This is a genomic window from Roseibium aggregatum (genome assembly GCF_014692675.1).
GTDB lineage: Bacteria > Pseudomonadota > Alphaproteobacteria > Rhizobiales > Stappiaceae > Roseibium > Roseibium aggregatum_C.
Genome location: NZ_JABFCZ010000014.1, coordinates 111037 through 133886, shown reverse-complemented (window position 1 = coordinate 133886; position 22850 = coordinate 111037). Strand labels below are relative to the sequence as shown.

The 22850-nt window shown below is 61.6% G+C and carries 23 protein-coding genes; 5 read left to right on the top strand and 18 right to left on the bottom strand.

Going from position 1 to position 22850, the window contains the following annotated elements; all coding sequences use genetic code 11:
* Positions 1 to 134: 134 nt before the first annotated feature.
* From HK439_RS14035 to HK439_RS14025, 3 genes are read right to left on the bottom strand one after another with little or no spacing between them, the layout of a single operon-like run.
* Positions 135 to 1166 carry a 4-hydroxyproline epimerase gene (locus HK439_RS14035; protein WP_190292136.1) on the bottom strand — a complete coding sequence of 344 codons (1032 nt, stop codon included), beginning with the start codon at positions 1164 to 1166 and terminating at the stop codon, positions 135 to 137.
* Positions 1167 to 1180: 14 nt separating this feature from the next.
* Positions 1181 to 2422, bottom strand: coding sequence for an NAD(P)/FAD-dependent oxidoreductase (locus HK439_RS14030; protein ID WP_190292135.1), 1242 nt, complete (start codon positions 2420 to 2422; stop codon positions 1181 to 1183).
* 4 nt (positions 2423 to 2426) lie between these two features.
* Entirely contained in the window at positions 2427 to 3320 is an 894-nt protein-coding gene (locus HK439_RS14025; protein ID WP_190292134.1) for a dihydrodipicolinate synthase family protein, read from the bottom strand.
* Between the two features lie 123 nt (positions 3321 to 3443).
* Here HK439_RS14025 and HK439_RS14020 point away from each other — a divergent pair, with 123 nt between their 5' ends.
* A complete protein-coding gene (locus HK439_RS14020; RefSeq protein WP_190292133.1) occupies positions 3444 to 4100 on the top strand; it encodes a GntR family transcriptional regulator in 657 nt (218 codons plus the stop codon).
* A gap of 10 nt (positions 4101 to 4110) precedes the next feature.
* Here the strand turns inward: HK439_RS14020 and arsB are convergent, their stop codons facing one another.
* The 5 genes from arsB to HK439_RS13995 all read right to left on the bottom strand — a co-directional run bounded on the left by arsB (position 4111) and on the right by HK439_RS13995 (position 8090).
* The gene (gene arsB / locus HK439_RS14015; protein WP_190292132.1) at positions 4111 to 5151 is read right to left on the bottom strand and encodes an ACR3 family arsenite efflux transporter; all 1041 of its coding nucleotides are present in this window, start codon (positions 5149 to 5151) and stop codon (positions 4111 to 4113) included.
* Positions 5152 to 5273: 122 nt separating this feature from the next.
* Positions 5274 to 5618, bottom strand: coding sequence for an ArsR/SmtB family transcription factor (locus HK439_RS14010; protein WP_190292131.1), 345 nt, complete (start codon positions 5616 to 5618; stop codon positions 5274 to 5276).
* A gap of 457 nt (positions 5619 to 6075) precedes the next feature.
* Positions 6076 to 6879, bottom strand: coding sequence for a hypothetical protein (locus HK439_RS14005; protein ID WP_190292130.1), 804 nt, complete (start codon positions 6877 to 6879; stop codon positions 6076 to 6078).
* Between the two features lie 70 nt (positions 6880 to 6949).
* Entirely contained in the window at positions 6950 to 7678 is a 729-nt protein-coding gene (locus HK439_RS14000; RefSeq protein ID WP_190292129.1) for a HupE/UreJ family protein, read from the bottom strand.
* A 64-nt stretch (positions 7679 to 7742) separates the two neighbouring features.
* Complete coding sequence (locus tag HK439_RS13995) at positions 7743 to 8090, bottom strand: hypothetical protein (RefSeq protein WP_190292128.1); 348 nt, start codon at positions 8088 to 8090, stop codon at positions 7743 to 7745.
* Positions 8091 to 8192: 102 nt separating this feature from the next.
* On the opposite strand from HK439_RS13995, the gene HK439_RS13990 reads away from it, so the two are divergent.
* Both HK439_RS13990 and HK439_RS13985 read left to right on the top strand, forming a co-directional pair.
* Positions 8193 to 8450, top strand: coding sequence for a metal-sensing transcriptional repressor (locus HK439_RS13990; RefSeq protein WP_190292127.1), 258 nt, complete (start codon positions 8193 to 8195; stop codon positions 8448 to 8450).
* Between the two features lie 7 nt (positions 8451 to 8457).
* Positions 8458 to 9780, top strand: a complete 1323-nt coding sequence (locus tag HK439_RS13985) for an MFS transporter (protein ID WP_190292126.1) — start codon at positions 8458 to 8460, stop codon at positions 9778 to 9780.
* Between the two features lie 2 nt (positions 9781 to 9782).
* Here the strand turns inward: HK439_RS13985 and HK439_RS13980 are convergent, their stop codons facing one another.
* Positions 9783 to 10424, bottom strand: coding sequence for a DUF6064 family protein (locus HK439_RS13980; RefSeq protein WP_190292125.1), 642 nt, complete (start codon positions 10422 to 10424; stop codon positions 9783 to 9785).
* A 151-nt stretch (positions 10425 to 10575) separates the two neighbouring features.
* Between HK439_RS13980 and HK439_RS13975 the strand changes: the two genes are divergently transcribed.
* Positions 10576 to 11325 (top strand): sulfite exporter TauE/SafE family protein, encoded by a 750-nt coding sequence (locus HK439_RS13975; RefSeq protein WP_235987878.1) that lies wholly within the window; start codon positions 10576 to 10578, stop codon positions 11323 to 11325.
* A gap of 62 nt (positions 11326 to 11387) precedes the next feature.
* Here the strand turns inward: HK439_RS13975 and HK439_RS13970 are convergent, their stop codons facing one another.
* From HK439_RS13970 to HK439_RS13945, 6 genes are all read right to left on the bottom strand, one after another.
* Complete coding sequence (locus HK439_RS13970; protein WP_190292124.1) at positions 11388 to 12215, bottom strand: dipeptide ABC transporter ATP-binding protein; 828 nt, start codon at positions 12213 to 12215, stop codon at positions 11388 to 11390.
* On the bottom strand, positions 12212 to 13051 hold the full coding sequence (locus tag HK439_RS13965) for an ABC transporter ATP-binding protein (protein ID WP_190292123.1): 840 nt from the start codon (positions 13049 to 13051) through the stop codon (positions 12212 to 12214). The genes HK439_RS13970 and HK439_RS13965 overlap by 4 nt, the downstream gene beginning before the upstream one ends.
* A 4-nt stretch (positions 13052 to 13055) precedes the next feature.
* A complete protein-coding gene (locus HK439_RS13960; RefSeq protein WP_190292168.1) occupies positions 13056 to 13910 on the bottom strand; it encodes an ABC transporter permease subunit in 855 nt (284 codons plus the stop codon).
* 92 nt (positions 13911 to 14002) lie between these two features.
* Complete coding sequence (locus HK439_RS13955; RefSeq protein WP_190292122.1) at positions 14003 to 15010, bottom strand: ABC transporter permease subunit; 1008 nt, start codon at positions 15008 to 15010, stop codon at positions 14003 to 14005.
* A 125-nt stretch (positions 15011 to 15135) separates the two neighbouring features.
* The gene (locus HK439_RS13950; protein ID WP_190292167.1) at positions 15136 to 16734 is read right to left on the bottom strand and encodes an ABC transporter substrate-binding protein; all 1599 of its coding nucleotides are present in this window, start codon (positions 16732 to 16734) and stop codon (positions 15136 to 15138) included.
* A 557-nt stretch (positions 16735 to 17291) separates the two neighbouring features.
* Positions 17292 to 19721, bottom strand: coding sequence for a mechanosensitive ion channel domain-containing protein (locus HK439_RS13945; RefSeq protein ID WP_190292121.1), 2430 nt, complete (start codon positions 19719 to 19721; stop codon positions 17292 to 17294).
* Positions 19722 to 20007: 286 nt separating this feature from the next.
* On the opposite strand from HK439_RS13945, the gene HK439_RS13940 reads away from it, so the two are divergent.
* Positions 20008 to 21135, top strand: coding sequence for a DUF2336 domain-containing protein (locus tag HK439_RS13940; protein ID WP_190292120.1), 1128 nt, complete (start codon positions 20008 to 20010; stop codon positions 21133 to 21135).
* Positions 21136 to 21141: 6 nt separating this feature from the next.
* Here the strand turns inward: HK439_RS13940 and HK439_RS13935 are convergent, their stop codons facing one another.
* From HK439_RS13935 to fliJ, 3 genes are all read right to left on the bottom strand, one after another.
* Positions 21142 to 21573 (bottom strand): paraquat-inducible protein A, encoded by a 432-nt coding sequence (locus tag HK439_RS13935; RefSeq protein ID WP_190292119.1) that lies wholly within the window; start codon positions 21571 to 21573, stop codon positions 21142 to 21144.
* Positions 21574 to 21742: 169 nt separating this feature from the next.
* Positions 21743 to 22183 carry a DsrE family protein gene (locus HK439_RS13930; RefSeq protein ID WP_190292118.1) on the bottom strand — a complete coding sequence of 147 codons (441 nt, stop codon included), beginning with the start codon at positions 22181 to 22183 and terminating at the stop codon, positions 21743 to 21745.
* Positions 22184 to 22428: 245 nt separating this feature from the next.
* Entirely contained in the window at positions 22429 to 22836 is a 408-nt protein-coding gene (gene fliJ, locus HK439_RS13925; protein ID WP_190292117.1) for a flagellar export protein FliJ, read from the bottom strand.
* Positions 22837 to 22850: the final 14 nt, after the last annotated feature.

Below are 22850 nucleotides of genomic sequence, written 5' to 3'. Positions count from 1 at the left end.
TTACATGGAAGTTTCAACCTCCGGGGAAAACCTTACTTTAGGGTATTTTTTAAGTTAGGACAGCGGCAGGGCAACCTGCCGCTGTTTCTTTACGTATAGTGAGATACAGAAAACCGCAGCGGAAGGTTCGCGCCCTACGGCCGCGGATAGCGTTTCACACCGGTGCCCGTGACCGAAAATCCGGTCATGTAGGGATCGCGTTCATCAAGCGTGATCGTGCTGGTGCCGGTCTTGACCGCCCAGCCCTCGATGGTCGGAATGATGCCGCGCTTCGTGCCGACCAGAACGTCCTGCTTGACGCCGCCGGTGAAGAGCGAGCCGATGACGCTTTCATGGACGAATGTGTCGCCCACTTTCAGTTTACCCTTGGCGAAAAGCTGCGCCATGCGCGCCGAGGTACCGGTGCCGCAGGGGCTTCGGTCGATCGCCTTGTCGCCGTAGAAGACCGCGTTGCGCGCATCGGCTTGCGGGTCCTCGGCCGGTCCGGTCCACTGGACATGGGTGATGCCCTTGATCTCGGGATTTTCCGGGTGGCGCATGTCGAAGGCCTCGTTGAGAGCCACACGGAGTTTCGGGCTCACCGCCACCAGCTGATCGACCGGCACCTTGCCGACACCCGGGAAATTCGCCTGCGGCTCGATGATCGCATAGAAATTGCCGCCATAGGCCACATCGAAGGTGAGCCGGCCGAACTCCGGACAGTCGATTTCCAGTCCCTCCGCCGCCAGGAACGCCGGTACGTTGGTCAGCTTGACGGACGCCACATACTCGCCGTCCATCCGGTATTCGGCGGTCACCAGTCCGGCCGGGGTTTCCAGGCGGGCAATACCCGGCGTCTTCGGCGTCAGCAGACCTTCCTCGATCGCCATGGTCACCGTGCCGATGGTGCCGTGGCCGCACATGGGAAGACAACCGGTGGTCTCGATGTAAAGCACGCCGACGTCGTAATCGTCGGAGGACGGCGGATAGAGGATCGTGCCCGACATCATGTCGTGGCCCCGCGGCTCGAACATCAGCCCGGTGCGGATCCAGTCGTAGTCGGCAAGGAATTTCTGCCGCCGTTCGAACATGGAGGACGCCTCAATCCGCGGACCTCCGCCGGCAACCAGCCGGACCGGATTGCCGCAGGTGTGGCCGTCGATGCAGAAAAACGTATGCCGCGCCATCACCCTGGTCTCCCCTAAAAACGTGTCGCCCGGAAGGGCGAGAGATCGATTGCCGGTTTCTCGCCCAGAATAAGCGCCGTCAGCAGTTCACCGGTCGCCGCCGCCTCCGTCAAGCCGTGATGGGCATGGCCGAAGCCGTAGACGATGTGATCGCTTGCCGAGGACGGCCCGATCACCGGCAGGCTGTCGGGCAGCGACGGCCGGAAGCCCATCCAGCGGGTGCCGGTCGACGCATCGAGCCTTGGAAAGATCGTCTTCGCCCGGGCGATCATGGCATCGACCCGCTTCCAGTTTTCGGGCAACTCAAGACCGCCGAACTCCACCGCCCCGCCGATCCGCAGTCCGGTTTCCAGCGGCGACAGGACGAAGCCGTGGCCGGGCAGCATGATGAACCGGGTCACGGAAATTCCCGGGTCCGGTACGGTGATGTTGTAGCCGCGTTCCGTGTCGAGCGGCACCGCATCGCCAAGCTGCGCGGTGAGCCTTTTCGACCAGGCACCGCAGGCGATCACCAGCTTGTCGCACGACCGGACGCTTCCATCGGCGAAGCGGAGTTCCGCGCCGTCTTCTTTTGCCGAGACGCCGTCGACCGTGGCGACCTCGAAACTCACACCTTGCGCTTTCAGCCAGTCCGCAAGCGACAGGCACAGCTTATTCGGATCGTCCATCTGCGCCCAGCCCGGCAGCAGGGCGCCGCCGAGAATGCGGTCGGTCAGTTCCGGTTCCATCTCGCGGATCTGGTCGCCGGTGAGTTCCGTGACCTCGACACCATAGTCCCGCTGCTCCGCCCAGGTCTTGCGGTAGCTTTCAAGCTTTGCTTTGTTGTCGAAGATTTCCAGGCAGCCGTTGTAACGCACCTGATTATGGGTGCCTGTCAGCCGCCAGGCCCGCTCCCACGCCGGCAGGGCCGTGCTGTTGAGCGCGGCGAGCGCCTCGGTGCTTGCCCGAACCCGCGACCGGCTGGACGCGGCCAGAAAGCGCAGCATCCACGGCAGGATCTTCAGCGCATAGGCCGGACGGATGGTGAGCGGCCCGAGCGGATCGGCCAGCCACTTCAGCGCCTGCTTCCACACACCTGGAGACGCAAGCGGGGCAACATCCGTCCAGGCGATGCCGCCGGCATTGCCCTGGCTCGCCCCGGCTGCCGGTCCTTCCCGGTCGATGATCGTGACCTTGCAGCCCCGCTCCACAAGGATGCAGGCGGTCGCAAGGCCGACGATCCCGGCGCCGACGATATGAACATGAGGTTTTTTCATGCGGCTAAAGAAGAGGGAGTTGCGGTCTCTTTTCAAGAGCCGATTTGATCACCGCCTCGACTCGTTCCCGCTCGGCACCGGAGAGCGCCATGCGCGGCGCGCGGCAGCGGTCGCTGGAGCCGATGGCGTGGACCTCCGCCAGCTTGATGTTCTGCACCAGATTGGTGGAGACATCGAGATCGAGCAGCGGCCGGAACCAGCGGTAGATCTCGAGCGCTTCCGCAACGCGGCCGGCCTGCACCAGCTTGTAGATGGTAACCGTTTCCTTGGGGAAGGCAACCACCAGACCGGCGACCCAGCCGACCGCCCCCATCATCAGGCTTTCCAGCGCCAGGTTGTCGACACCGGTGAAGACGTCGAAGCGGTCGCCGAACCGGTTGATCACGTCGGTCACCCGGCGGATATCGTCGGTGGATTCCTTCATGGCGACGACCAGCGGTTCTTCGGCCAGATCCTCGAACATGTCGAGGGTGACGTCGACGCCGTAGGCGACAGGATTGTTGTAGATCATCGACGGCAGTCCGGCGGCCCTGATCACCGCCTTCAGATGAGCGACGGTCTCGTGAGGCGCGGACTTGTAAGGCACGCCGGGCAGCACCATCAGACCGTCGGCGCCGGCCCGAGCTGCCGCCTGCGCCGCCGCGGCCGCACGTTTGGTGGAGCTTTCGCAGACCGTCATCAGGACCGGACGGCTCCCTGCGGCGGATTTCGCAATCCGCAGAAGTTCGAGCTTTTCCTCCGGTTCCAGCGCCATCGCCTCACCGAGCGATCCGCAAACGATCATGCCGTCACAGCCCGCATCGAACTGCAGCCCGAAGCAGCGCTCGATTTCGCCTACGTCGAGTTCATCCGCTTCGTTGAACTTCGTCGTGACCGCCGGAAAAATACCCTTCCACATGACACTCTCCTCGAGAAATCCATTGATCCGGATCGTGCCGCTCCATTAGCCCCTTGTCAACATCTGATATATCAATAAAATATCAATCGAGACTACACCATCCCAATCAGGTTCGGAGATCAGATGGGAGAAGAAGAAAGCCTCTCGCAAGCCGCCTACCGGCAGCTTGAGGAAGCCATTGTCACGCTGAAGATGAAGCCCGGCGAAGCGGTCACCGAAAGCCGGCTGACCCAGGACCTGCAAATGGGCCGGACGCCGATCCGCGAGGCGATCCAGCGCTTAAGCTGGGAAGGCCTGGTCTCGATCCGGCCGCGGCTCGGCATCGTCATCGCGGACCTGCACCCGGGCGACTTCGCCCGCGTGCTCGATGCCCGTCACGGCCTGGAGGTGCTGCTGGCCGGAGCCGCAGCCCGTCTGGCCAGCAAGGAAGAACGGTCAGCCCTGCAGGACTGTGCGGGAAAGATGAAGGACGCGGCCTCGGATCAGAACCTCACCGCCTTCTACCGGCTCGACAAGACATTTGACGGAATTGTCGCCGGAGCCTCGTGCAACCCCTTCGCCGCAAAGGCGGTCGCGCCCTTGCAGACCCTCAGCCGCCGGTTCTGGTTCCGCTATTTCGCCGACAGCGACCTCGACGCGGCCGCATGGGCGCATCTTGAGCTGATGCAGGCGATCGCCGCCGGCGAGGAACAGCAGGCGATCGGCAAGGCCGGCGAACTTATGCACTATCTCCACCGCCAGGCCGCGGCCCTGATCGCAGGTGTCGACTGGGCCGGATAACCTCCGCCGCTCAGGCAAAATGGCTGCGCGTCCGGTTGGCGAAGGCAACCAGGGACAGCATCACCGGGACCTCCACCAGAACGCCGACCACGGTCGCAAGCGCCGCGCCTGAGTTCAGGCCGAACAGGCTGATGGCAACCGCTACCGCCAGTTCGAAGAAATTCGACGTACCGATCAGCGCGGCCGGCGCCGCCGTCGAGAACGGCACCCGCCACAGGTAACCCCAGGCATAGGCAATCGCAAAGATGCCGTAGCTCTGGACCAGCAGCGGAATCGCAATCAGGGCGATGACCATCGGCTTGTCGACGATGGTCTGTGCCTGGAACCCGAACAGAAGAACAACGGTCGCCAGCAGCCCCATGACGGAGAACGGCTTTACCCGCGCCGTGAACTGGGCAATGCGTTCATGATGCCCCGTCCTGTCCAGCGACCGCCGGGTCACGTATCCGGCCGCCAGCGGAATGACCACGTAAAGGATAACGGACAAGAACAGGGTTTCCCAGGGCACGATGATATCGGTCACGCCCAGAAGCAGAGCCGCGATCGGCGCGAAAGCGAACACCATGACGATGTCGTTGATGGAGACCTGCACCAGCGTGTAGTTCGCGTCCCCCCGGACCAGCTGGCTCCAGACGAACACCATGGCGGTGCAAGGCGCGACGCCGAGCAGGATCATGCCCGCGATATATTCCTTCGCGTTCTGCGGATCGACGATGCCGGCGAACAGGAACTCAAAGAACAGGATGCCGAGGGCGGCCATGGTGAACGGCTTGATCAGCCAATTGACCACGAGCGTGATGCACAGGCCCTTGGGCTTCTTGCCGACATCCTTCAACGAAGCGAAGTCCACATTGACCATCATCGGATAGATCATCACCCAGATGAACACGGCCACCACAAGATTGACGCTGGCATATTCCAGACCGGCAATCGCCGAGAAGAGGCCCGGAACGGCCAGACCGAGCGCGACACCTGCAGCAATGCACAGGGCCACCCAGAGGGAAAGATAGCGCTCGAACACGCCAAGCGGCGTTTCATCGGCAGTTGCCATGTCGCAGTCTCCTAAACAACGGTTCGCCTCGATCAAGGAGCCGCCGGGCTTGGGGCGGGATTTCATCATTGACCGGACAGGATGATCCGGGGCCCGGGATCCGGACCCGTGAAAGAAGGACGTTACGCCTCGGCTTTCGACGCGGGTTCAAGGCAGGACAAGACGGGCGCGCAGAGTTCCGGACGGCCGCCGCAGCAGTCCTGCAGCAGATAGGTCACCAGATCTCCCATCGCGGCGAGATCCGCCCGGTACAGGATCGAGCGCCCGTCCCGCTCGGCGTGCACGAGGCCGGAGCGGGACAGGACGCCCAGATGCGTCGACAGGGTATTCGGCCGCACATCGAGCGCATCCGATATGGCACCCGCCGGCATGCCTTCTTTTCCGGCTTTCACCAGCAGGCGAAAGACGTCGAGACGGGTTTCCTGCCCAAGCGCTGCCAGCGCGTCGAGTGCGAGTTCCTTTTTCATATTTCGAAATTATGCGAATTATCGAAATGATGCAATGAAAAAACTCAGCAGATTTACGGGCGCATCAAGAACGCCCGCACTTCTCCCTTCTCGCCTTCTGGAATTGTAAAATCCTGAGCGCCCGCCCGTAGGGCGTCATCCCAGACCAGCGCAGCAACGCTGCGTGCCGATCTGGGATCCAGATGACAGAGCGAGCGACAGCGAGCACCGCTTTCAATAGAGCTTGGGACGCGCTCACCCGCGGCTGACTTCTGGATCCCGGATCAGCGCTCGGCTGCGCCTCACTTGTCCGGAATGACGCCGATCAGATTTCCGATCGCTCAGGCCGCTTTCGCCGCCGGCCGTTTCCGGATGCTTTCCAAGTTGACTGTGAAACCAGCGCCGCAATTTTGGCGCGGAGCGAAATAATATCCTGGGCGGTGCCCCAACGGCCTTTCCGCCGCCGGGGCACGTCCTTTCAGGGCGCGATCAACTTCGAATAGTCGCCGCGGGTGCGGAGATCGAAGGTTACCGGTTCATTGGTCCGGTTTCGCCAGAACCAGCCGTGGTTGCCCGTGAACGCCGCGGTCAGGCGTCCCTGCTGTCCCGGGACGCTGCGGCCGCGTTCGTAAGTGATATTCTGGCCGCCTCCATCGCCGTGGGTGTCGTGATTGAGGATTGAACCGTTCGCGGTCCATTCGAATTCGGCGACTGCCCCTTCGTCCATCACGAGCTTGACCTCGACGCCCTGGCCGGGAGCCAACGTGTAACTGACCTCGTTGCGCCATGCGGCAGACGCAGGCTCGGCCCCGGCGTTTGCAGCAGAGGGTGCCGGAGCGGGAACCGGAACCGCAGCGGCTTCCGCCCCGGATGCTGAATCTGACGCCGGAGCGGATTGGGTTGCCGGCACCCGTGCGCGCGCCTGCGGATCCGCCAACAGCATCAAGGTGATGCTCGCAAGCTGTTTTTCAATCGAGTCCAGCCGGCGGACCAATTGCGGATCGGCCGACGGCACAGGCGCGGTGTTCCGGCCGGCAGCCGCAGCGGCTATGTCTTCTGCCGCCACCTCAGCGTAAAGCTGCTGTTTGATCTCGCCCATCTTTGTCAGGCCCAGCATCCGCCCGACGCCGGTCGGATCGATGCCGTATTCGGCCGGAAGCCAGGCGAAGACCAGAATGGCGCCTGCGACCGCGGCCGAGCCGAGCGTGGAAACCAGCAAGCTCCCCGAACTTGCCTCGATCCCGTCGATATGCGCTTTTCCTGCCCTTTTGCTTGTATTCATCTTGCTGTGGTGTGGGGGGACTGGGCGGTTTTGTGTGTCGAATTGATGGCTCATCGGAAGTCTCCGGAATTCAGGCAACGACATAACCGGCGATCTGAAAGCCCATCAGGGCGAAACCGGCGGTCATCATCAGGACATTTGCGGCGTAGGCCTGGCGCGCGAAGGAAGGAGTAGCCCTCCAGCGGTTCATCACGACCAGGATGGCGGCAAGCGCCAGGAGCTGACCGATTTCAACGCCGACATTGAAGGAGATCAGGTTCGGCAGGAGCCCGTCGGGCGAGATCCGGTAATCGATGATCTTCGATGCAAGGCCGAAACCGTGCAGAAACCCGAAGATCAGCGTGGCGGTCTTGGTGCTCGGCTGAAAGCCGAACCAGGCCCGGAAGGCGCCGAGATTGTCCAACGCCTTATAAACCACCGAGAATCCGATGATGGCGTCGATGATGTAGCTATTGATCCCAAAGTCGAAATAGACACCGGCCAGCATGGTCGTCGAATGGCCGATGGCAAACAGCGAGACGTATGTGCCGATCTGCTTCATCCCGTAAAGGAAGAAGATGACGCCGAACAGGAACAGGATGTGATCGTATCCCGTCACCATGTGCTTGGCGCCGAGATAGAGAAACGGGATGATGTGAACCCCGCTAACCTCCTGGATATACCCCTTGTCACCGAGCGTGACAGCATGGGCAAGGGCCTTGTCGGCCAAAAGAAGCGTCAGTCCCGAAACGGCAAGAGCAAGGGCAGCCAGACGCCCCCCGCCCTGCCGGCCACAGGCTGTACGCGAACAGATTTTCATGACTGTGAAGACCTCTTTCTGAACAGGAATTCAGCGCGCGCAAGCGCGCTTCGAACGGTGCTGTTCAGACGGACTTCGGTGGACGCTGAGGCCCGTCCCGGACAAGTCCTTCCCAATCACGATCGTTGAAGCTGGAAAGTCGATTGTTCGCCGGGGCCATATCTTTGGCCGCCGGGTTGATGAGCGCATTGAGCTGATGCTCATGATCGGCGGCATCGTGTCCGGAGATTGTCTCGGTAAGGCCGTCGCCGTGGGAGTGCCCTTGCTGGGCGATCGAAACGAGGTCGTTCGAGGCCGAGGGGGCATGTGTCAGACTGACAATGACCTGCGACAGCGCGAGCGCCAGGACCACGGTCAGAACGACCGCGGGCCGGATACTCCATGCTCTTTGCAACAGAATACTGCCAGTCATCTTTTTCTTTCCGGACATGCCGGTGGCCGTGAACCAACGATCATGATCTATCCCCCTAGGGGGGATCTTGCACTATCCCCCTAGGGGGGATACAAACCTTCTATGACAGAAGTTCACCAACATGCAAGTCACCCGGGCCTGATCAAGCGCCTGAAACGCGCCGACGGACACCTGCGTCATGTCATCGAGATGATCGAGGAAGGCAAGCCGTGCGGCGACATCGCCATCCAGCTCCAGGCGGTCGAAAAGGCCCTCACGGCAGCAAAACGGACGCTGATCCACGACCACATCGATCATTGTCTCGGTCATGGCGGCGAGCAGGACCTCGCCGAAATGCGGGCGCTCGCGAAACTTCTTTGAGGTTTTCATGCTGGCCGTCCTTGCCCATCGCACCTACAGGCACCTATTCGCGGCACAGGTGATTGCGCTGATCGGCACCGGCCTTGCGACCGTCGCGCTTGGCCTGCTCGCCTGGAAGATCGCAGGCGACAAGGCCGGGCTGGTGCTGGGAACGGCACTGGCGATCAAGATGATTGCCTATGTCACGCTCGCGCCGATCGCCTCCGCCTTTGCCGACCGGGTGCCCCGTCGGGCGATGCTGGTCACTCTTGACCTGATCCGCGCGACCATCGCAGTTGCGCTGCCGTTCATCACGGAGGTTTGGCAAATCTACCTCCTGATCTTCCTTTTGCAGGCGGCTTCGGCAGGTTTCACGCCCACATTCCAGGCGACCATTCCGGACGTGCTGCCCGACGAGGCCGACTACACCCGCGCCTTGTCGCTCTCCCGGCTGGCCTATGACCTGGAAAACCTGCTCTCGCCCATGCTCGCGGCGGCCTTGCTGACCGTGGTCAGCTTTCCTGTGCTGTTCGGTGGGACCGTGATCGGTTTCCTGGCCTCGGCGGCACTGGTCGTCTCCGTAACCCTGCCATCGCCGAAGCCGTCCGTTCCACGCGGCATCTGGGACCGGACGACGCGCGGCATCCGCATCTATCTTGCCACCCCGCGCCTGAGGGGTTTGCTCGCCTTGAACCTCTCGGTCTCCGCGGCAGGCGCCATGGTGATCGTCAATACAGTCGTTATTGTCCAGGCAAATCTTGGTCTCGGGGAAACCCAGGTCGCGCTCGCCTTGGCTGCCTTCGGGGGCGGTTCCATGGCCGCGGCTCTGCTTCTGCCCCGGTTGCTCGACCGTATTCCAGACCGGCCTCCGATGATCGCAGGCGCGGCGCTTCTCGCTGCCGGAACATTCACCGGACCATTCGTTACCTCTTTTGCGGAATTGATGGCTTTGTGGCTGGTCCTCGGCTTCGGCTACAGCCTGACGCAGACCCCATCCGGACGACTGCTTCGCAGGTCCGCGCATCCGGAGGACCGCCCTGCTCTCTTTGCCGCCCAATTCGCGCTCAGCCATGCCTGCTGGTTGATCGCCTATCCGCTGGCGGGCCGTTTCGGAGCCGCCATGGGTTTTAACACCACCTTTCTCCTGATGGGAGGACTGGCCACACTCGGCGTCGCGGGTGCCTTGTGGTTCTGGCCCTCGAAGGAGCCGGCAGCGTTGCCGCACACGCATCCGGATCTGCCGCCGGATCATCCGCATCTGAAAGAACACGGCGCCAAAGACCATGTGCACCCTGTGGTGATCGACGATCTCCACGGGCACTGGCCCGAAGGCCGGTCTCACCTGCGCTGAAATCACCCGTTTCGAAGACGGCGCCTGGTCAATGCGAGGGCCACGACGATTAACCCGGCAACGAGCAGGCCGTAATCCTGGGGGACGGACAGCAGGACCGCAGCAGACCCGCCGATGGCCGCCCAGACCACTGGAAGGATCAACAGCCAGCGGCAGACTTTCCACTCGCCAAGCAGGAGGACGCCAATGGTGAAGATCGCGGTGGGACAGGGCGCAACGCCGAACATCGGCACGGCCGGATAGCGGTGACCGGCGAGATATCCAAGAACCGGATAGCCGATCAGCGCATAAAGGATCAGGACCAACGCGATCCAGCCGACACGCCCCTGTTTCAGGGTGAGGTTTGGCCACTCGCGCAGAAGCAGAGGCAAGGCGGCCAGCAGCAGAGCCTCGACGACAAAGACGGCCGCGAAGCCCTTGGCAACCGGATTGACCGGCGAGAAAAAGAGATACTGATAGCCGATACCGTTGACGGCCCACATGGCCGCAAGCATCAGGAGTATGGCGAGGTCGGATCCCCGCGATGGCCGCCATATCAGCAAGACGACGATCAGGCCGGCCCCGTAGGTGACGATCTGAAATGGCCAGATCGCGCCATTGTATGCCGCGAAGACGCCAAAGAATTCTTCCGCCGTAAAGGGCATGCCGGACTCCCGGATTACTGTGCTCAGAATTTCTCAAATCAGGCTTAGGTGCTATGAGATTGATCAAATCGCAGCAACATCACCTTACCAGGCGCATAAGATCGTACCGGTGCTTTTTCTCCGGCTGGAGCGCTCAAAGCCATGAAAAATCATGCTGACTGAAGCGACCGCTCTCCTGATGAGCGTCTGGCGTTCGCTCGTCGAGGTCCAGCGCCACATATCGGCCGAAATGACGTTGATGCTCAGGGTTTATGCCGAGGGAGGGGACTGGCACGCGCTTTTGGCCTTCCTGCCGCTGGGCATTGTTTTCGGCGCCGCCCATGCGCTGACGCCCGGCCACTCCAAAACGCTGCTTGCCGCGTTCGTTGCCGGCAGCGGCGCCAGACTGCGGTCTGCACTCAGGACGGCCATGATCCTGGCCGCGACCCATATCGGGATGTCCGTTCTGATCGTTCTCCTGGCGCTGCCGGTTCTGTCGATTGCGTTCGGCGATGCCGGACGCGCACGGGTTCTGGAGGATCTCAGCCGGGGAATGATCGGGCTGATCGGCATCTGGCTGCTTGTTTCGGCGATCCGGCCTCGAAGCGATCGCCGGCATCGGGAGGGCCCGCTCTTCGGCGTCTTCGCTGGCCTGATCCCCTGCCCGCTCACCGTTTTCGTGATGAGCTACGCAAGTGCCCATGGCGTGCCTTCGGCCGGAGTGACCTTTGCCGCGATGATCCTGATCGGCGTCGCATTCGTGCTGGCGGTCGTTGCAGTTGTTGCGGCCCTGGCGCGCCTGGGCCTGGCGAGTGTCATAATGAGGAACGGGCGCACCCTGGAGTTCGCCGCCCGAGCATCGCTAGGATTAACCGGAGCGGCATTCATTCTGGTCGCGCTCCTGCAACTCGGCCGACCTTGAGAACGGATTGCCGGGAAAAATTCACCCCGCACGAAGCGGGGTGAACGGAACGTTCGAAGAGCTCAGGCCGCTTTCGCCGCCAGCCGTTTCCGGATGCTCTCCACGTCGGCGCGCGGTGTCGCCGCGAACAGCGTCTTGGTGTAGTCGTGCTGCGGGTTGTCGAACACCTCGTCCCGGGTGCCGTATTCCACCACCTCGCCGAAGTACATCACCATCACCTTGTCGGCGATGTAGCGCACCACCGACAGGTCGTGGCTGATGAAGACGTAAGTGAGGCCCATTTCGTCCTGAAGGTCGGCCAGGAGGTTCAGGATCTGCGCCTGGACGGAAAGGTCGAGCGCAGACACCGGCTCGTCAAGCACCAGGAGCTTGGGCTTCATCATGATCGCCCGGGCAATGGCGATGCGCTGGCGCTGGCCGCCGGAGAACATGTGCGGATAGCGGCCGTAATGTTCCGGCTGGAGGCCCACCTTCTGCAGCATTTCCAAGGCCATGTCGCGCCGCTCGGCGGCACCCATGTCCGTGTTCAGCAAAAGCGGTTCTTCCAGAACGTCGCCGATTTTCTGGCGCGGGTTAAGCGAGCCGTAGGGGTTCTGGAACACGATCTGCACCTTCTGGCGCATGTCCTTCGAAATCCCGGTCTTCGAAATATCGATCGGCAGACCGTCGATCTCGATCGTTCCGGAAGACTGGGCATCGATCATGGTCAGCATGCGTGCGAGCGTGGACTTGCCGCAGCCGCTTTCCCCGACCACCGCCAGCGTCGAGCCGCGTTCCACGTCGAAGCTCACGCCCTTGACCGCGGTCAGCGTGGTCGCCTTGCGGAACAGGCCGCCGGCAATGTCGTAGGTCCGGTAGAGATCGCGGACTTTCAGGATGGGTTCGCTCATTGGAAGCCTCCTGCCTCTGCATAGTCACTCACCGTCGGCAGACGGTCGCCGGTCGCATTTTCCGGCAGCGCCGACAGAAGCGCGCGTGTGTAGGAATGCTGCGGATTTTCGAACAGGCTCAGCACGTCCGCCTCTTCCATCTTGCGCCCCTTGTACTGGACGATCACCCGGTCCGCCGTCTCCGCCACGACCCCCATGTCGTGGGTGATCATGATCAGCCCCATGCCGCTGTCCTGCTGCAGCTTCACCAGGAGATCGAGGATCTGCTTCTGGATGGTCACGTCGAGTGCCGTTGTCGGCTCGTCGGCGATCAGAAGCTTGGGCTGACAGGCGATCGCCATGGCGATCATGACGCGCTGGCACTGACCGCCGGACATCTGGTGCGGGAAGGCGCCAAGGCGCCCTTCCGGATCGGGAATGCCGACCGCGCGCAACAGCTCGAGCACCCGTTCCTTGCGCTGCCTGCCGTTCAGGTCGGTATGGACCTTCAGCGTTTCGCCGAGCTGGAAGCCGACCGTGAAACACGGATTGAGGCTGGCGATCGGTTCCTGGAAGATCATGGAGATGTCCTTGCCGATCACCTTGCGCCGTTCCTTCGCCGACAGGGTTCTCAAGTCCCGGCCCTCGAACTCCATCTTGTCGGCGGTGATCGTCGCGCTGTCCGGCAGCAGTCCCATGGTCGCCAGCATGGCAACCGACTTGCCGGAGCCGGATTCGCCGACGATGGCAAGCACCTCTCCCGCATCGACCGTGTAGTCGATGCCGTCGAGCGCTTTGAACGGTCCTTTGGCGGTGTCGAACTCGACCTTCAGGTTGCGGATTTCAAGAAGCGGCATCGGCTCAGCTCCTCTTCAGCTTCGGATCGAGCGCATCGCGCAGGCCGTCGCCGACCAGGTTGATGGCAAGCACCGTGATCAGGATCGCAAGGCCCGGGAAGGTCACCACCCACCAGGCACGCAGGATGAATTCGCGCGCCTCGGCCAGCATCGTGCCCCATTCCGGCGTCGGCGGCTGCGCGCCCATGCCGAGGAAACCAAGGGCGGCCGCATCCAGGATCGCGTTGGAGAAGGACAAGGTTGCCTGCACGATCAGCGGCGCAAGGCAGTTCGGCAGGATGGTCTTGAACATCAGCCTGAGATGTCCGGCACCGGCGACCCGGGCGGCGACCACATAGTCGCGGTTGCGCTCGGACAGAACCGCCGCACGGGTCAGGCGGACGAAATGCGGCTGCAACACGATGGCGATTGCGATCATCGCGTTCGTCAGGCCGGGCCCGAGGATCGCCACCAGAACCAGTGCGAGCAGCAGCGACGGGAAGGACAGGATGATGTCCATCACCCGCATGATCAGCGTATCGACCGCACCGCGCATGTACCCTGCGACCAGGCCGATGACGATGCCGCCGGTCAGCGCGATCGTGACCACGACCAAACCGATGAACAGCGAAAACCGTGCACCGAAGATAAGCCGGGAAAGGATATCGCGGCCGACCGCATCGGTCCCGAGCAGGAAGGCCGCCTTGCCGCCCTCTTCCCAGAACGGCGGCGCAAGGAAACTGTCGCGATACTGGAAATCCGGATCGTGCGGCGCGATCAGCGGCGCGAAGACCGCCATCAGCACCAGGAGAACGAAGATCACCAGGCCGATCACCGCGCCCTTGTTCTGCGAGAAGTAATACCAGAACTCGGCGAGCATCGCCCGGGTCGCGTTACGGCTTTCGCTCTTGAGCGTTTCGACGGCGGCCGTATCCACAGGGGAGGTCTTTGTCATTTTCTGTCTCCCTTGGCTCAGTTATGGCGGATGCGCGGATTGATGAGCCCGTAGAGCACATCGACGATCAGGTTCACCACCATGACGATCCCCGCGATCAGCAGCAGTCCGCCCTGAACCACGAAATAGTCCCGGCGCGAAATACTGTCGACCAGCCACTTGCCGATACCCGGCCAGGAAAAGATGGTTTCCGTCAGGATGGCGCCGGCCAGAAGCACGCCGACCTGCAGGCCGATGGTCGTCACGACCGGGATCAGCGCGTTGCGCAGGGCATGAAGGCCGATCACCCGGCGCGGCGGCAGCCCCTTGGCCCGCGCGGTACGCACGAAGTCTTCGCCGAGCACCTCCAGCATGGCGGAACGCGTCTGGCGCGCGATCACGGCAAGCGGAATGGTGGCAAGCACGATCGACGGCAGGATCAGGTGGCTGACGGCAGAGGCGAAGGCGCCTTTCTGGCCGGACAGCAGGCTGTCGATCAGCATGAAGCCGGTCACCTGGGGAAAGAAGAACATCAGCGAGATCCGGCCCGACACCGGCGTCCATTGCAGGATGCCGGAAAACAGGATGATCAGGAGCAGCCCCCACCAGAAGATCGGCATGGAATAGCCGACCAGCGCCGTTCCCATGATCGCCTGATCGGCGACAGACCCACGCTTCACAGCGGCGAAGATCCCGGCCGGGATACCGAGCGCAATGGCGATGATGATCGCGCACAGGGACAGTTCGGCGGTTGCCGGAAACAGGGTGAAGAACTCGACCAGCACCGGCTTCTTGGAGACGAACGAAATCCCGAGATCACCGTGGAAGATATTGATGACATAGTCGAAATACTGCTGCCAGAGCGGCTTGTCGAAGCCGAGCTGCGCCATGATCTCGGCCTTGCGTTCAGGGCTGACACCCCGTTCCCCGGCCAGAAGGTCGACCGGATCGCCCGGCAGCAGGCGGATGAAGCTGAAAGCGACCAGCGTCACGCCGAAGAAGGTCGGGATGAGAAGGCCGAGGCGGCCCAGAAGAAAGCGAAACATTTTTTTTGGTCCAGGTTTATCCAACCGACGGAAATCCAGGCAATTATCCTAGCCTGAAACATCACCGGCCTGAACATGGAAGGACGCCGGCGGAAACCGCCGGCGTCCTGTGTTGATTAAGGTCCTTATTCGGCGAGGTCGACGCCGTCAAACCAGTGACCGCCGAGGGGGTCCATGATGTACCCCTTGACCTTGGTCGACATCGGCATGAACACGGTCGAATGGGCAATGGTTGCCCAGGGCGCCTGCTCCTTGAACACGACCTGGGCCTGTTCGTAGAGCTTGGTGCGCTCCGCCTTGTCGGAGACGACCTTGGCCTTCTGGATCAGGTCCTCGAAATCCTTGTTGCACCACTGCGCGCGGTTGGAGCCGCCGACGCCGTCGCAACCAAGAAGAACGGCGAGGAAGTTGTCCGGGTCACCGTTGTCACCGGTCCAGCCCAGCAGAACCGCGCCGTCGCGCTTGACGTCCTTCGACCGCGACAGGTACTCGCCCCACTCGTAGGACACGATCTCGACCTTCACGCCGATCTTGGCGAAGTCCGCCTGGATCACTTCGGCCATGCGCCGTGCGTTCGGGTTGTACGGACGCTGCACCGGCATTGCCCAGATCTTCATGGAAAGGTCGGTCACGCCCGCATCGGCGAGCATCTTCTTGGCCAGTTCCGGATCGTAGGCGTCGTCCTTGATGGCGTCGTTATAGGACCACATCGTCGGCGGGATCGGGTTCTTGGCAGCAACACCCGAGCCCTGGAAGACGGCGTCGAGAATGGCCTGCTTGTTGATCGCGTGGTTCAGCGCCTTGCGCACTTCAACCTTGTCGAACGGAGCCTGCTGGGTGTTGTAGGCGAGATAGCCCACGTTCAGGCCCTGCTGTTCCATCATGGTCAGGTTGCTGTCGGCCTTGATGTCGGCAATATCCGCCGGAGCCGGATACGGCATGACCTGGCATTCCCCGGCCTTCAGCTTCTGCAGGCGTACCGAGGCATCCGTCGTGATGGCGAAGATCAGGTTGTCGATCGGCTGCTTGCCGCCCCAGTAGTCGGCGAATGCCTGATAGCGGATGACCGCATCTTTCTGGTAACCGACGAAGGAGAACGGACCGGTGCCGATCGGCTCCTGGTTCAGCATGTCCTTCTTGCCGGCCTTCTCGAGCTGGTCGGCATATTCCTTGGAGAAGATCGACGCGAAGTCCATGGCCAGGTTCGCGATCATCGGTGCTTCCGGACGGTTCAGAACGAACTTCACCGTGTAATCGTCTTCCTTGACGATGTCCTTGATCAGGTCCGGCATGGACATGCCGTTGAAATATTCCCATGCAGCACCGGGAGTGTATTCGTACCAGGGGCTGTCCTTCTTGAGCTGGCGCTCGAAGGAGAAGATCACGTCGTCGGCGTTGAAGTCGCGGGTCGGGGTGAAGAAGCTCGTGGTATGGAACTTCACGCCCTTGCGCAGATGGAAGGTGTATTCAAGACCGTCGTCGGAAACGTCCCAGCTTTCGGCCAGGCCCGGCTGAACTTCCGTCGTGCCGCGCTTGAATTCCACGAGCCGGTTGTAGATCGGCTTGGAGGACGCATCGAACGTGGTTCCGGCCGTGTACAGCGCCGGGTCAAAACCTTCCGGAGACCCCTCCGAGCAATAGACCAGCGTCTTTGCGGATGCGCCGGTTGCCGCCACCACGGCAAGGCTTGCACCCAAAAGAGCGGCCTTCAGGGTTTTACGCATTTTCATAAACTGTTCTCCCCTAAATGAAGAGGCGGACCACGCATCGTTGGGATCGTGCGAAACTGTCGGCCCGCCGAAGCGCAAAATAAGGCCCGATTTTCAAATGAAATCAACCGGCAAAACATTTCTTATTTTGCCATAAATGAGAAAAATTCTTACTGGGTAAGACATGCTGACGTAGTTTAAAAACCACCTAACTTGCCAAACACGGAAGGACATTCCCTAAGGTAGCCCCACCCCCTTCAACTCGAGTAACTCATTGAAAACATTACAACCTGCTCGCCTGACAAAAGTGACGTAACGGTCGATCAATTTGGCTGCGACCGTGTCCGGCGCACCGCACCGCGCCATCCGGCGAGCAATTTTCCCCGCTGTTCGGACGGCATGGTCGGGGAAAATCTTTTGTCCAATTGCCAGCGCGCGGCAAATTCCTTCTGGCCGGGCCAGGCTCCCGCCTTCAATCCGGCAGGCCAGGCGGCTCCGAGCGCGGTGTTGCTCCCGCCTGCCCTTTAGACCTGTCTGCCCGTCAGACCTGCCGGCAGATTGCCGTCAGTGTCTTATTCGTCCGATGAGGACGTTGAATATCCGGCCGCGCCTTCGCCCGCCCCATCGCCCTCGGCGTCCTCCTCATTGTGGCCCCTTGCCAGCGGCTTGCTGGAGGCAGCTGTCGGCGTCGCGGCGCCCGCGGCATGATAGGTCACCTGCGGGAACGGAATCTCGATGCCCCACTCGTCGAAGACATCCTTGACGAATTCGTTGTAGGCCCGGCCAACGCTCCATTGGTCCCCCGGCGTCGTCATGATCCTGGCACGGATGTCGATGGCGCTGTCGCCGAAATTGGTGACCCCGTGCATTTCCAGATCGCCGATGATCTTGTTGCCGTAGTCCGTCTTTTTCAAACGCTGAAACGCCTCTTCCAGGGCGGCCTTCGCCTTCCTCACATCGGTGTCGTAGGCAACCCCGATGACCGCGACATGGTAGGAGAAGTCGCGCATGAAGTTGGAAACCGTGTCGACCGCGGAAAACGGCACGATATGGGTCGTCCCGTCGAGATCGCGCAGCCGGACGGAGCGGACGGTCAGCCGTTCCACGACGCCGGTCACACCCCCGACCGTCACCACGTCGCCCTCGTTGATGGCATTTTCGATCTGGATGAAGGCGCCGGTGATGATGTCCTTCACCAGGGTCTGCGCCCCGAAGGATATGGCCAGGCCGACGACACCGGCACCGGCGATCAGCGGTCCGATATCCACGCCGAGTTCGGACAGGCCGAGCAGGGCCGCCATGACGATAACCAGAACCGTGAAGGCATTGCGGAAAAGCTGGAACAGCGTCCGCACCCGGGCGGTGACGACATAACCGGTCTGTTCGCGCAATCTGAGATCGATCCAGGACATGACGCCGAGCCAGACCACAAAGGCGATCACCACGACCAGGAACGCCGAACTGAAACGGCCGATGATGGTGATCCCCTGCGCGCTGTGCAGCCAGCCCACGATGTCGATGAAGCCCCAGATTTCCAGGAGCAGCACAAGCGTCACCAGGAACACGAAAATCCGCAACAGCTTCAGGAGACGCGGCACGAAGGCATTTATCCTGCCCTGAAGGGCGGGAAGGCTCTTTTTCAGCTCCTCGGGCAGCCGGATACCTCCGGTGATCGCCCGGGTCATGATCAGCGTGACAGCCGTGCCGGCCATGATCGTCAGCACCGACAGCCCCGTCGCCCGGATGGCGATGGCCACCGCCTGGAACGGGCTGGTCAGCCACAGGCCGAAAACCAGCAGCACATAGAAATTCGCGCAGATGTGCCAGATCCGGGCAAAGACCTTCATGGCGCGTTTGCCGAAGGCGCCCGGCATCTGATCGGCATGGGCCGAAAGACCGTGCGCCACCTCGCGCCGGTTGCGATGGATCAGCGTGAACAGGATGAGAGCCGACAGGATCACGACCAGGGCCCGGACCGCGTTGCCGATCACGAAGGAAACCGCCAGATTCGCCACCGGGACGCCGAGCATGATGCCGTACCCCATCAGGGCGACGACGAACCCGAGTTGCCGGCACCAGTAGGACGCCAACCGGTCACTGAACGGGAAAAGCCTGAGTTCCCGGCGTTCAGGCGCAAAGAAGAACCTCAAGCCGACCTTGGTCAGGCCGGTGATGAGAAAGGCGTTCAGCGCCAGGCTCTCAAGCAGCGACACGCCATGGTCCAGCATGCCGTAGTCGATGAGCGCGGCCGCGTAACCGGCGCCCCATCCGACAACGACCGTCACAACATCGGCGACGGTCGTCGCCAGCAGGATACCCGCCCGCTGGGTCCAGCTGCCGTATCGGGCCCTCAGCGCCCAACGGTGGAAAAGATAGGTCAGGAGCTTTTGCCCGAGCCAGAACAGCAGTACCGCCGCGCTCAGCACCATGACGACTTCAAGAGCGGCAATCCGGGCCTTGTCCCATCGCACCTGAATGTCGCCGTTCAAAAGCAGCGTTACGCCCCGGAAGGAATGGGCCACGCGCAGGACAAGCGAACTGACGTCATCGGCGATCACTTTTGTGTATTGGCCGAGCTGAACCGCGAAATTGTCAGGCGCCGTTGCCGCCGCATCCTGCGGCGATTGCGCTCCTGTGTCCGTCCCGCCGGCCGCCGGCTGCGCTGCCGCATCACTTGTCGAACCGGACGCGCCTGTTGCCTGGCCCTGGCTCGAAGTCTGGTCCTGGCCGGCGGCCTGGTTCCCCGGCGCCGGCTGGTCCGTCCGGCTCTTCTGACGAAGCGCCTCGATCAGCGCGTCCCGCCCCTTCGGGTCTTCCAGCAATTTGGCGATCGCATCGACCGCTGCGCCGACGGACGCGGGAGGCGCCGCAGCGACAGGAGCCGTCGTCGTCGCAGGAGTTGCGGGAGCCGTCGCATTTGAAGGTGTGGTTTCCTGCGCCTGACCGATCGTTGCAACGAGACAAACAAGCGATACTGCCAGGCAGCGCATCAAGACGGTCATCATGTCTTCCGGTCGACTGTTTTCATTTCGGTCCGCTCTACGCCGTACACCGAAGCGGGATCTGCTGCTTAACAGGATTTGAAGCGTGACAGGACCCCAAATCGCCCGGCGGGATGCGCAGGGTCGCAAGATGGGACCGCCCTTTCAAGACGTCGCGGTCCCAACCGGTCCAATTGAGGTGTGGCGGACAAAGCCGAACGGACAAAACTTAATTGTTTATTCAACATGTTTCGTAACCCGGACATAATAGTGTTTGGTGCATCCTGTCCCCGATTTTGGGGGAAATATGTCCGAGTCGCTTTTAAAACTGGCGAAACAGAATACGCCTGAAGCGCATGCCGAACTCGTACTCGGCATAGCGGATGCTATTTTCAAGAATATTGATGCTCGCACAGACGATGAACTGCGGCTGTTCGCGGAGATCGCCCTTTTGCTCTATGCCACCGTGCCGGTACAGGGGCGCGCCCGCTTGTCGAAGCGCCTGGCGTCCCACGCCCGCGCCCCGGTGAAACTGGCCATGAAACTGGCGGAAGACGAGCTCGAAGTTGCCCGTCCGATGCTGCTTCACGGCGGCTGCTTCACCCAGGAGCACCTGCTTGAGCTCGCCCGCCGGGTCAGCGAAAAACATCTGGAATTCATCGCAAGACGGTGCGACATCGGCTACGAGGTCTCCGACGCGCTGATCAAGCGAAGCACGAAACCGATCCGGCGGATCCTCGCGAGCAACCGGGATATCCGCCTGTCGCGCCTGGCCCTGCAGACCCTGGTCCGGAAATCGATCGACGATGTCGTTCTGCGCGAAGACCTTGTCCTGCGCAAGGATCTGACCCACCGCCTGCGCGAGCAGATGCTTCCCTACGTGAATGAAGCAACCCAGAACAGGCTGCGCGACATCATCAACGGCGCCCTGTCCGACGACACGCTGACCCAGATTGCCCGTTTCAAGCAGATCCGCAGGGATTTCGGTCCGGCACTCGATACGTCCGACATGCGCAAACTCTGGCAGATGGCCGAAAAAGCGCACATCGACCTCAATGATCTCGTGATCCTGCTCCTGCAGGATAACCGGCTGTCCCACGTCACCGAATTGCTGGCCATTCTGACCAAGCAATCGCCGGCGGACCTGCGCAATGCCGTTTACAAGGGCATTTCCGACACGGTTATCGAAACCGCCCTTCGCCTGAAGCTGCGCCCGGACACGTTCGCGCTGCTCGCCCATACCCGCTGCAGGCACCTGCGCATTCCCGATTCCCAGGCCGATGACTGGATCACGGTCTATTCCGAAGCCTTGCTCGGCCTCAGGGGCTACCCGGACGAACCGCGCGCCGGATTTGCCGCCAAGCGGCGCGGCAAGGCCCCGGCCGGGCGCGACAAATCCGCTGCAAAGAAATCCAGGCGGCTTGCGATTATCTAGAGCGTATCAGCGATTGCAGAGGAAGGCCGCCAGGGCGGTCGAGAGTGTTGCGGCGGCATAAAACCAGAGCCCCGGCAGCACCGCGGCATCCGCCAGACTGCTCGTCTTCGCGGCAAACATCACCAGCGCAACCAGCATCACATCGAGCATCGACCACTTGCTGACCGCCGACAGCAGCGCCAGCGACCGTCCCTTGCCGCCCCTCAGCGCCGCGGTATGAGTCAGCAGGATCTTAATGGCCGGAAAACCGATCGAAAACGCGCCGATCAGGGAAGCGAGGAACGGATCCCCGTCCCGCCACAAGGTCTGCACGATCTCGATCAGGGACGGCTTGTCTTCCAGGAAATAGAGCCGCTCGAACCGCATCAGGGGAAGCGTGAGCCCCAACGCAAAGGAGAAGGTGGAAACCGGCAGCAGGAAGGCGATGATCAGGCGCATGGGACCCTTATTCTGATGAGCGCTTGAGAGGATACATATGCTCCTGAACGGCATTCATACAAGAACAACCCGCAAAAGACAGACGGGGCGACCGCTCCGGCGGCCGCCCCGTCCCAAAAGAAGTATATTTCAAATCAGGAGCCGGTCAGGCATCCGCCGACCCGGCCCTTTACGGACGGACGTAGGTGAACCCCTGTTCCTGCAGTTCCATCAGGCGCACCACCCCGGACGGCACGACACCTGCCTCGCTGAGGATCTTGATCTCATGCCCTTCCTTCTTGGTCATGCCCTTGATGGTGTTGTTGCAGGCCGAGAAGGTGATGTTCGGCATTTCAAGCGCCATGGACGAGATCCGGTCCTTGACCGGGCTTTTGTCTTCACGAAGCATCATCAGGCCGGGACCATAGGCAACGAGCTCGATTTCCACGGTTTCGCCCTTCTCGGCGTAGTAGGATGCAACATTCTTGGCGTTGTTCAGCGCCATGTTCATGACCTGCGGATCGTTTTGGTCCACATGGATCGCGACCTTGTGGGCGGCAGCTTCCGCAAATGCCGCATTCGGCAAGAGCATTGCCGACAGAATCAGAAAGAGACCTGTCAAAAACTTCATATTCGTTTCCTCCCGAAGCACGTTGGCGTGCGCAAGTATTGACCCGATCATCGTAGAATAGGTCATACGTATAAGGCCATAGGCGGCCCGGGAAAAAACATCAGAATTTTGTGATATATGGAAAATATAGTGCGTTTTTACGTACCAGAGGACGTCAACAGGCTGCACCTGCCTGTTCTGCGCCCGCCAGGTACCGTTTGAGACGGCACCCGATCAAGCGTCAGTATCCCGTTTCGGAGACCGGATCAACGTGCGCGGACCCGGCCTGCGATTTCGTCGAGTTCTTCCTGTTCCGCCATTTCCTGGGCGGACCGTTCGCGTTGCTGGTCGCGTTCTTCAAGCTGTTCGAATTTCTTCAGCTCTTCGATCGCTTCCGCCAGCTCTTCGCGCGCACGTTCCAGCTGTTCGTCCAGTTCATGGGCCGAATTTCGCAAGTTGTCGCGCCGGGTGGCGGCAGCCTTCGCAAACGTCGGGTAGGCGAAATGGGTCACATCGGTGATACCCACGCGTTCCTGTTCCGCGCGGATCTGTTCGTCCAGCTCGTCTGCCATTCTGTTGAATTCGGCGATCATCGACTCGATCTGGGTCAGTTGCCGCCGTTTGTCATCAACCTGAAACCGCTTCAGGCGAATGAGACTGTCTCGGGTTTTCATTACTCAATACTCCC

What these genes read in the sequence shown, in the direction of transcription:
- HK439_RS14035 (WP_190292136.1), bottom strand. Translation starts at nt 1,166, where the DNA reads ATGGCGCGGCATACGTTTTTCTGCATCGACGGCCACACCTGCGGCAAT.
- HK439_RS14030 (WP_190292135.1), bottom strand. Translation starts at nt 2,422, where the DNA reads ATGAAAAAACCTCATGTTCATATCGTCGGCGCCGGGATCGTCGGCCTT.
- HK439_RS14025 (WP_190292134.1), bottom strand. Translation starts at nt 3,320, where the DNA reads ATGTGGAAGGGTATTTTTCCGGCGGTCACGACGAAGTTCAACGAAGCG.
- HK439_RS14020 (WP_190292133.1), top strand. Translation starts at nt 3,444, where the DNA reads ATGGGAGAAGAAGAAAGCCTCTCGCAAGCCGCCTACCGGCAGCTTGAG.
- arsB (WP_190292132.1), bottom strand. Translation starts at nt 5,151, where the DNA reads ATGGCAACTGCCGATGAAACGCCGCTTGGCGTGTTCGAGCGCTATCTT.
- HK439_RS14010 (WP_190292131.1), bottom strand. Translation starts at nt 5,618, where the DNA reads ATGAAAAAGGAACTCGCACTCGACGCGCTGGCAGCGCTTGGGCAGGAA.
- HK439_RS14005 (WP_190292130.1), bottom strand. Translation starts at nt 6,879, where the DNA reads ATGAATACAAGCAAAAGGGCAGGAAAAGCGCATATCGACGGGATCGAG.
- HK439_RS14000 (WP_190292129.1), bottom strand. Translation starts at nt 7,678, where the DNA reads ATGAAAATCTGTTCGCGTACAGCCTGTGGCCGGCAGGGCGGGGGGCGT.
- HK439_RS13995 (WP_190292128.1), bottom strand. Translation starts at nt 8,090, where the DNA reads ATGACTGGCAGTATTCTGTTGCAAAGAGCATGGAGTATCCGGCCCGCG.
- HK439_RS13990 (WP_190292127.1), top strand. Translation starts at nt 8,193, where the DNA reads ATGACAGAAGTTCACCAACATGCAAGTCACCCGGGCCTGATCAAGCGC.
- HK439_RS13985 (WP_190292126.1), top strand. Translation starts at nt 8,458, where the DNA reads ATGCTGGCCGTCCTTGCCCATCGCACCTACAGGCACCTATTCGCGGCA.
- HK439_RS13980 (WP_190292125.1), bottom strand. Translation starts at nt 10,424, where the DNA reads ATGCCCTTTACGGCGGAAGAATTCTTTGGCGTCTTCGCGGCATACAAT.
- HK439_RS13975 (WP_235987878.1), top strand. Translation starts at nt 10,576, where the DNA reads ATGCTGACTGAAGCGACCGCTCTCCTGATGAGCGTCTGGCGTTCGCTC.
- HK439_RS13970 (WP_190292124.1), bottom strand. Translation starts at nt 12,215, where the DNA reads ATGAGCGAACCCATCCTGAAAGTCCGCGATCTCTACCGGACCTACGAC.
- HK439_RS13965 (WP_190292123.1), bottom strand. Translation starts at nt 13,051, where the DNA reads ATGCCGCTTCTTGAAATCCGCAACCTGAAGGTCGAGTTCGACACCGCC.
- HK439_RS13960 (WP_190292168.1), bottom strand. Translation starts at nt 13,910, where the DNA reads ATGCTCGCCGAGTTCTGGTATTACTTCTCGCAGAACAAGGGCGCGGTG.
- HK439_RS13955 (WP_190292122.1), bottom strand. Translation starts at nt 15,010, where the DNA reads ATGTTTCGCTTTCTTCTGGGCCGCCTCGGCCTTCTCATCCCGACCTTC.
- HK439_RS13950 (WP_190292167.1), bottom strand. Translation starts at nt 16,734, where the DNA reads ATGCGTAAAACCCTGAAGGCCGCTCTTTTGGGTGCAAGCCTTGCCGTG.
- HK439_RS13945 (WP_190292121.1), bottom strand. Translation starts at nt 19,721, where the DNA reads ATGACCGTCTTGATGCGCTGCCTGGCAGTATCGCTTGTTTGTCTCGTT.
- HK439_RS13940 (WP_190292120.1), top strand. Translation starts at nt 20,008, where the DNA reads ATGTCCGAGTCGCTTTTAAAACTGGCGAAACAGAATACGCCTGAAGCG.
- HK439_RS13935 (WP_190292119.1), bottom strand. Translation starts at nt 21,573, where the DNA reads ATGCGCCTGATCATCGCCTTCCTGCTGCCGGTTTCCACCTTCTCCTTT.
- HK439_RS13930 (WP_190292118.1), bottom strand. Translation starts at nt 22,183, where the DNA reads ATGAAGTTTTTGACAGGTCTCTTTCTGATTCTGTCGGCAATGCTCTTG.
- fliJ (WP_190292117.1), bottom strand. Translation starts at nt 22,836, where the DNA reads ATGAAAACCCGAGACAGTCTCATTCGCCTGAAGCGGTTTCAGGTTGAT.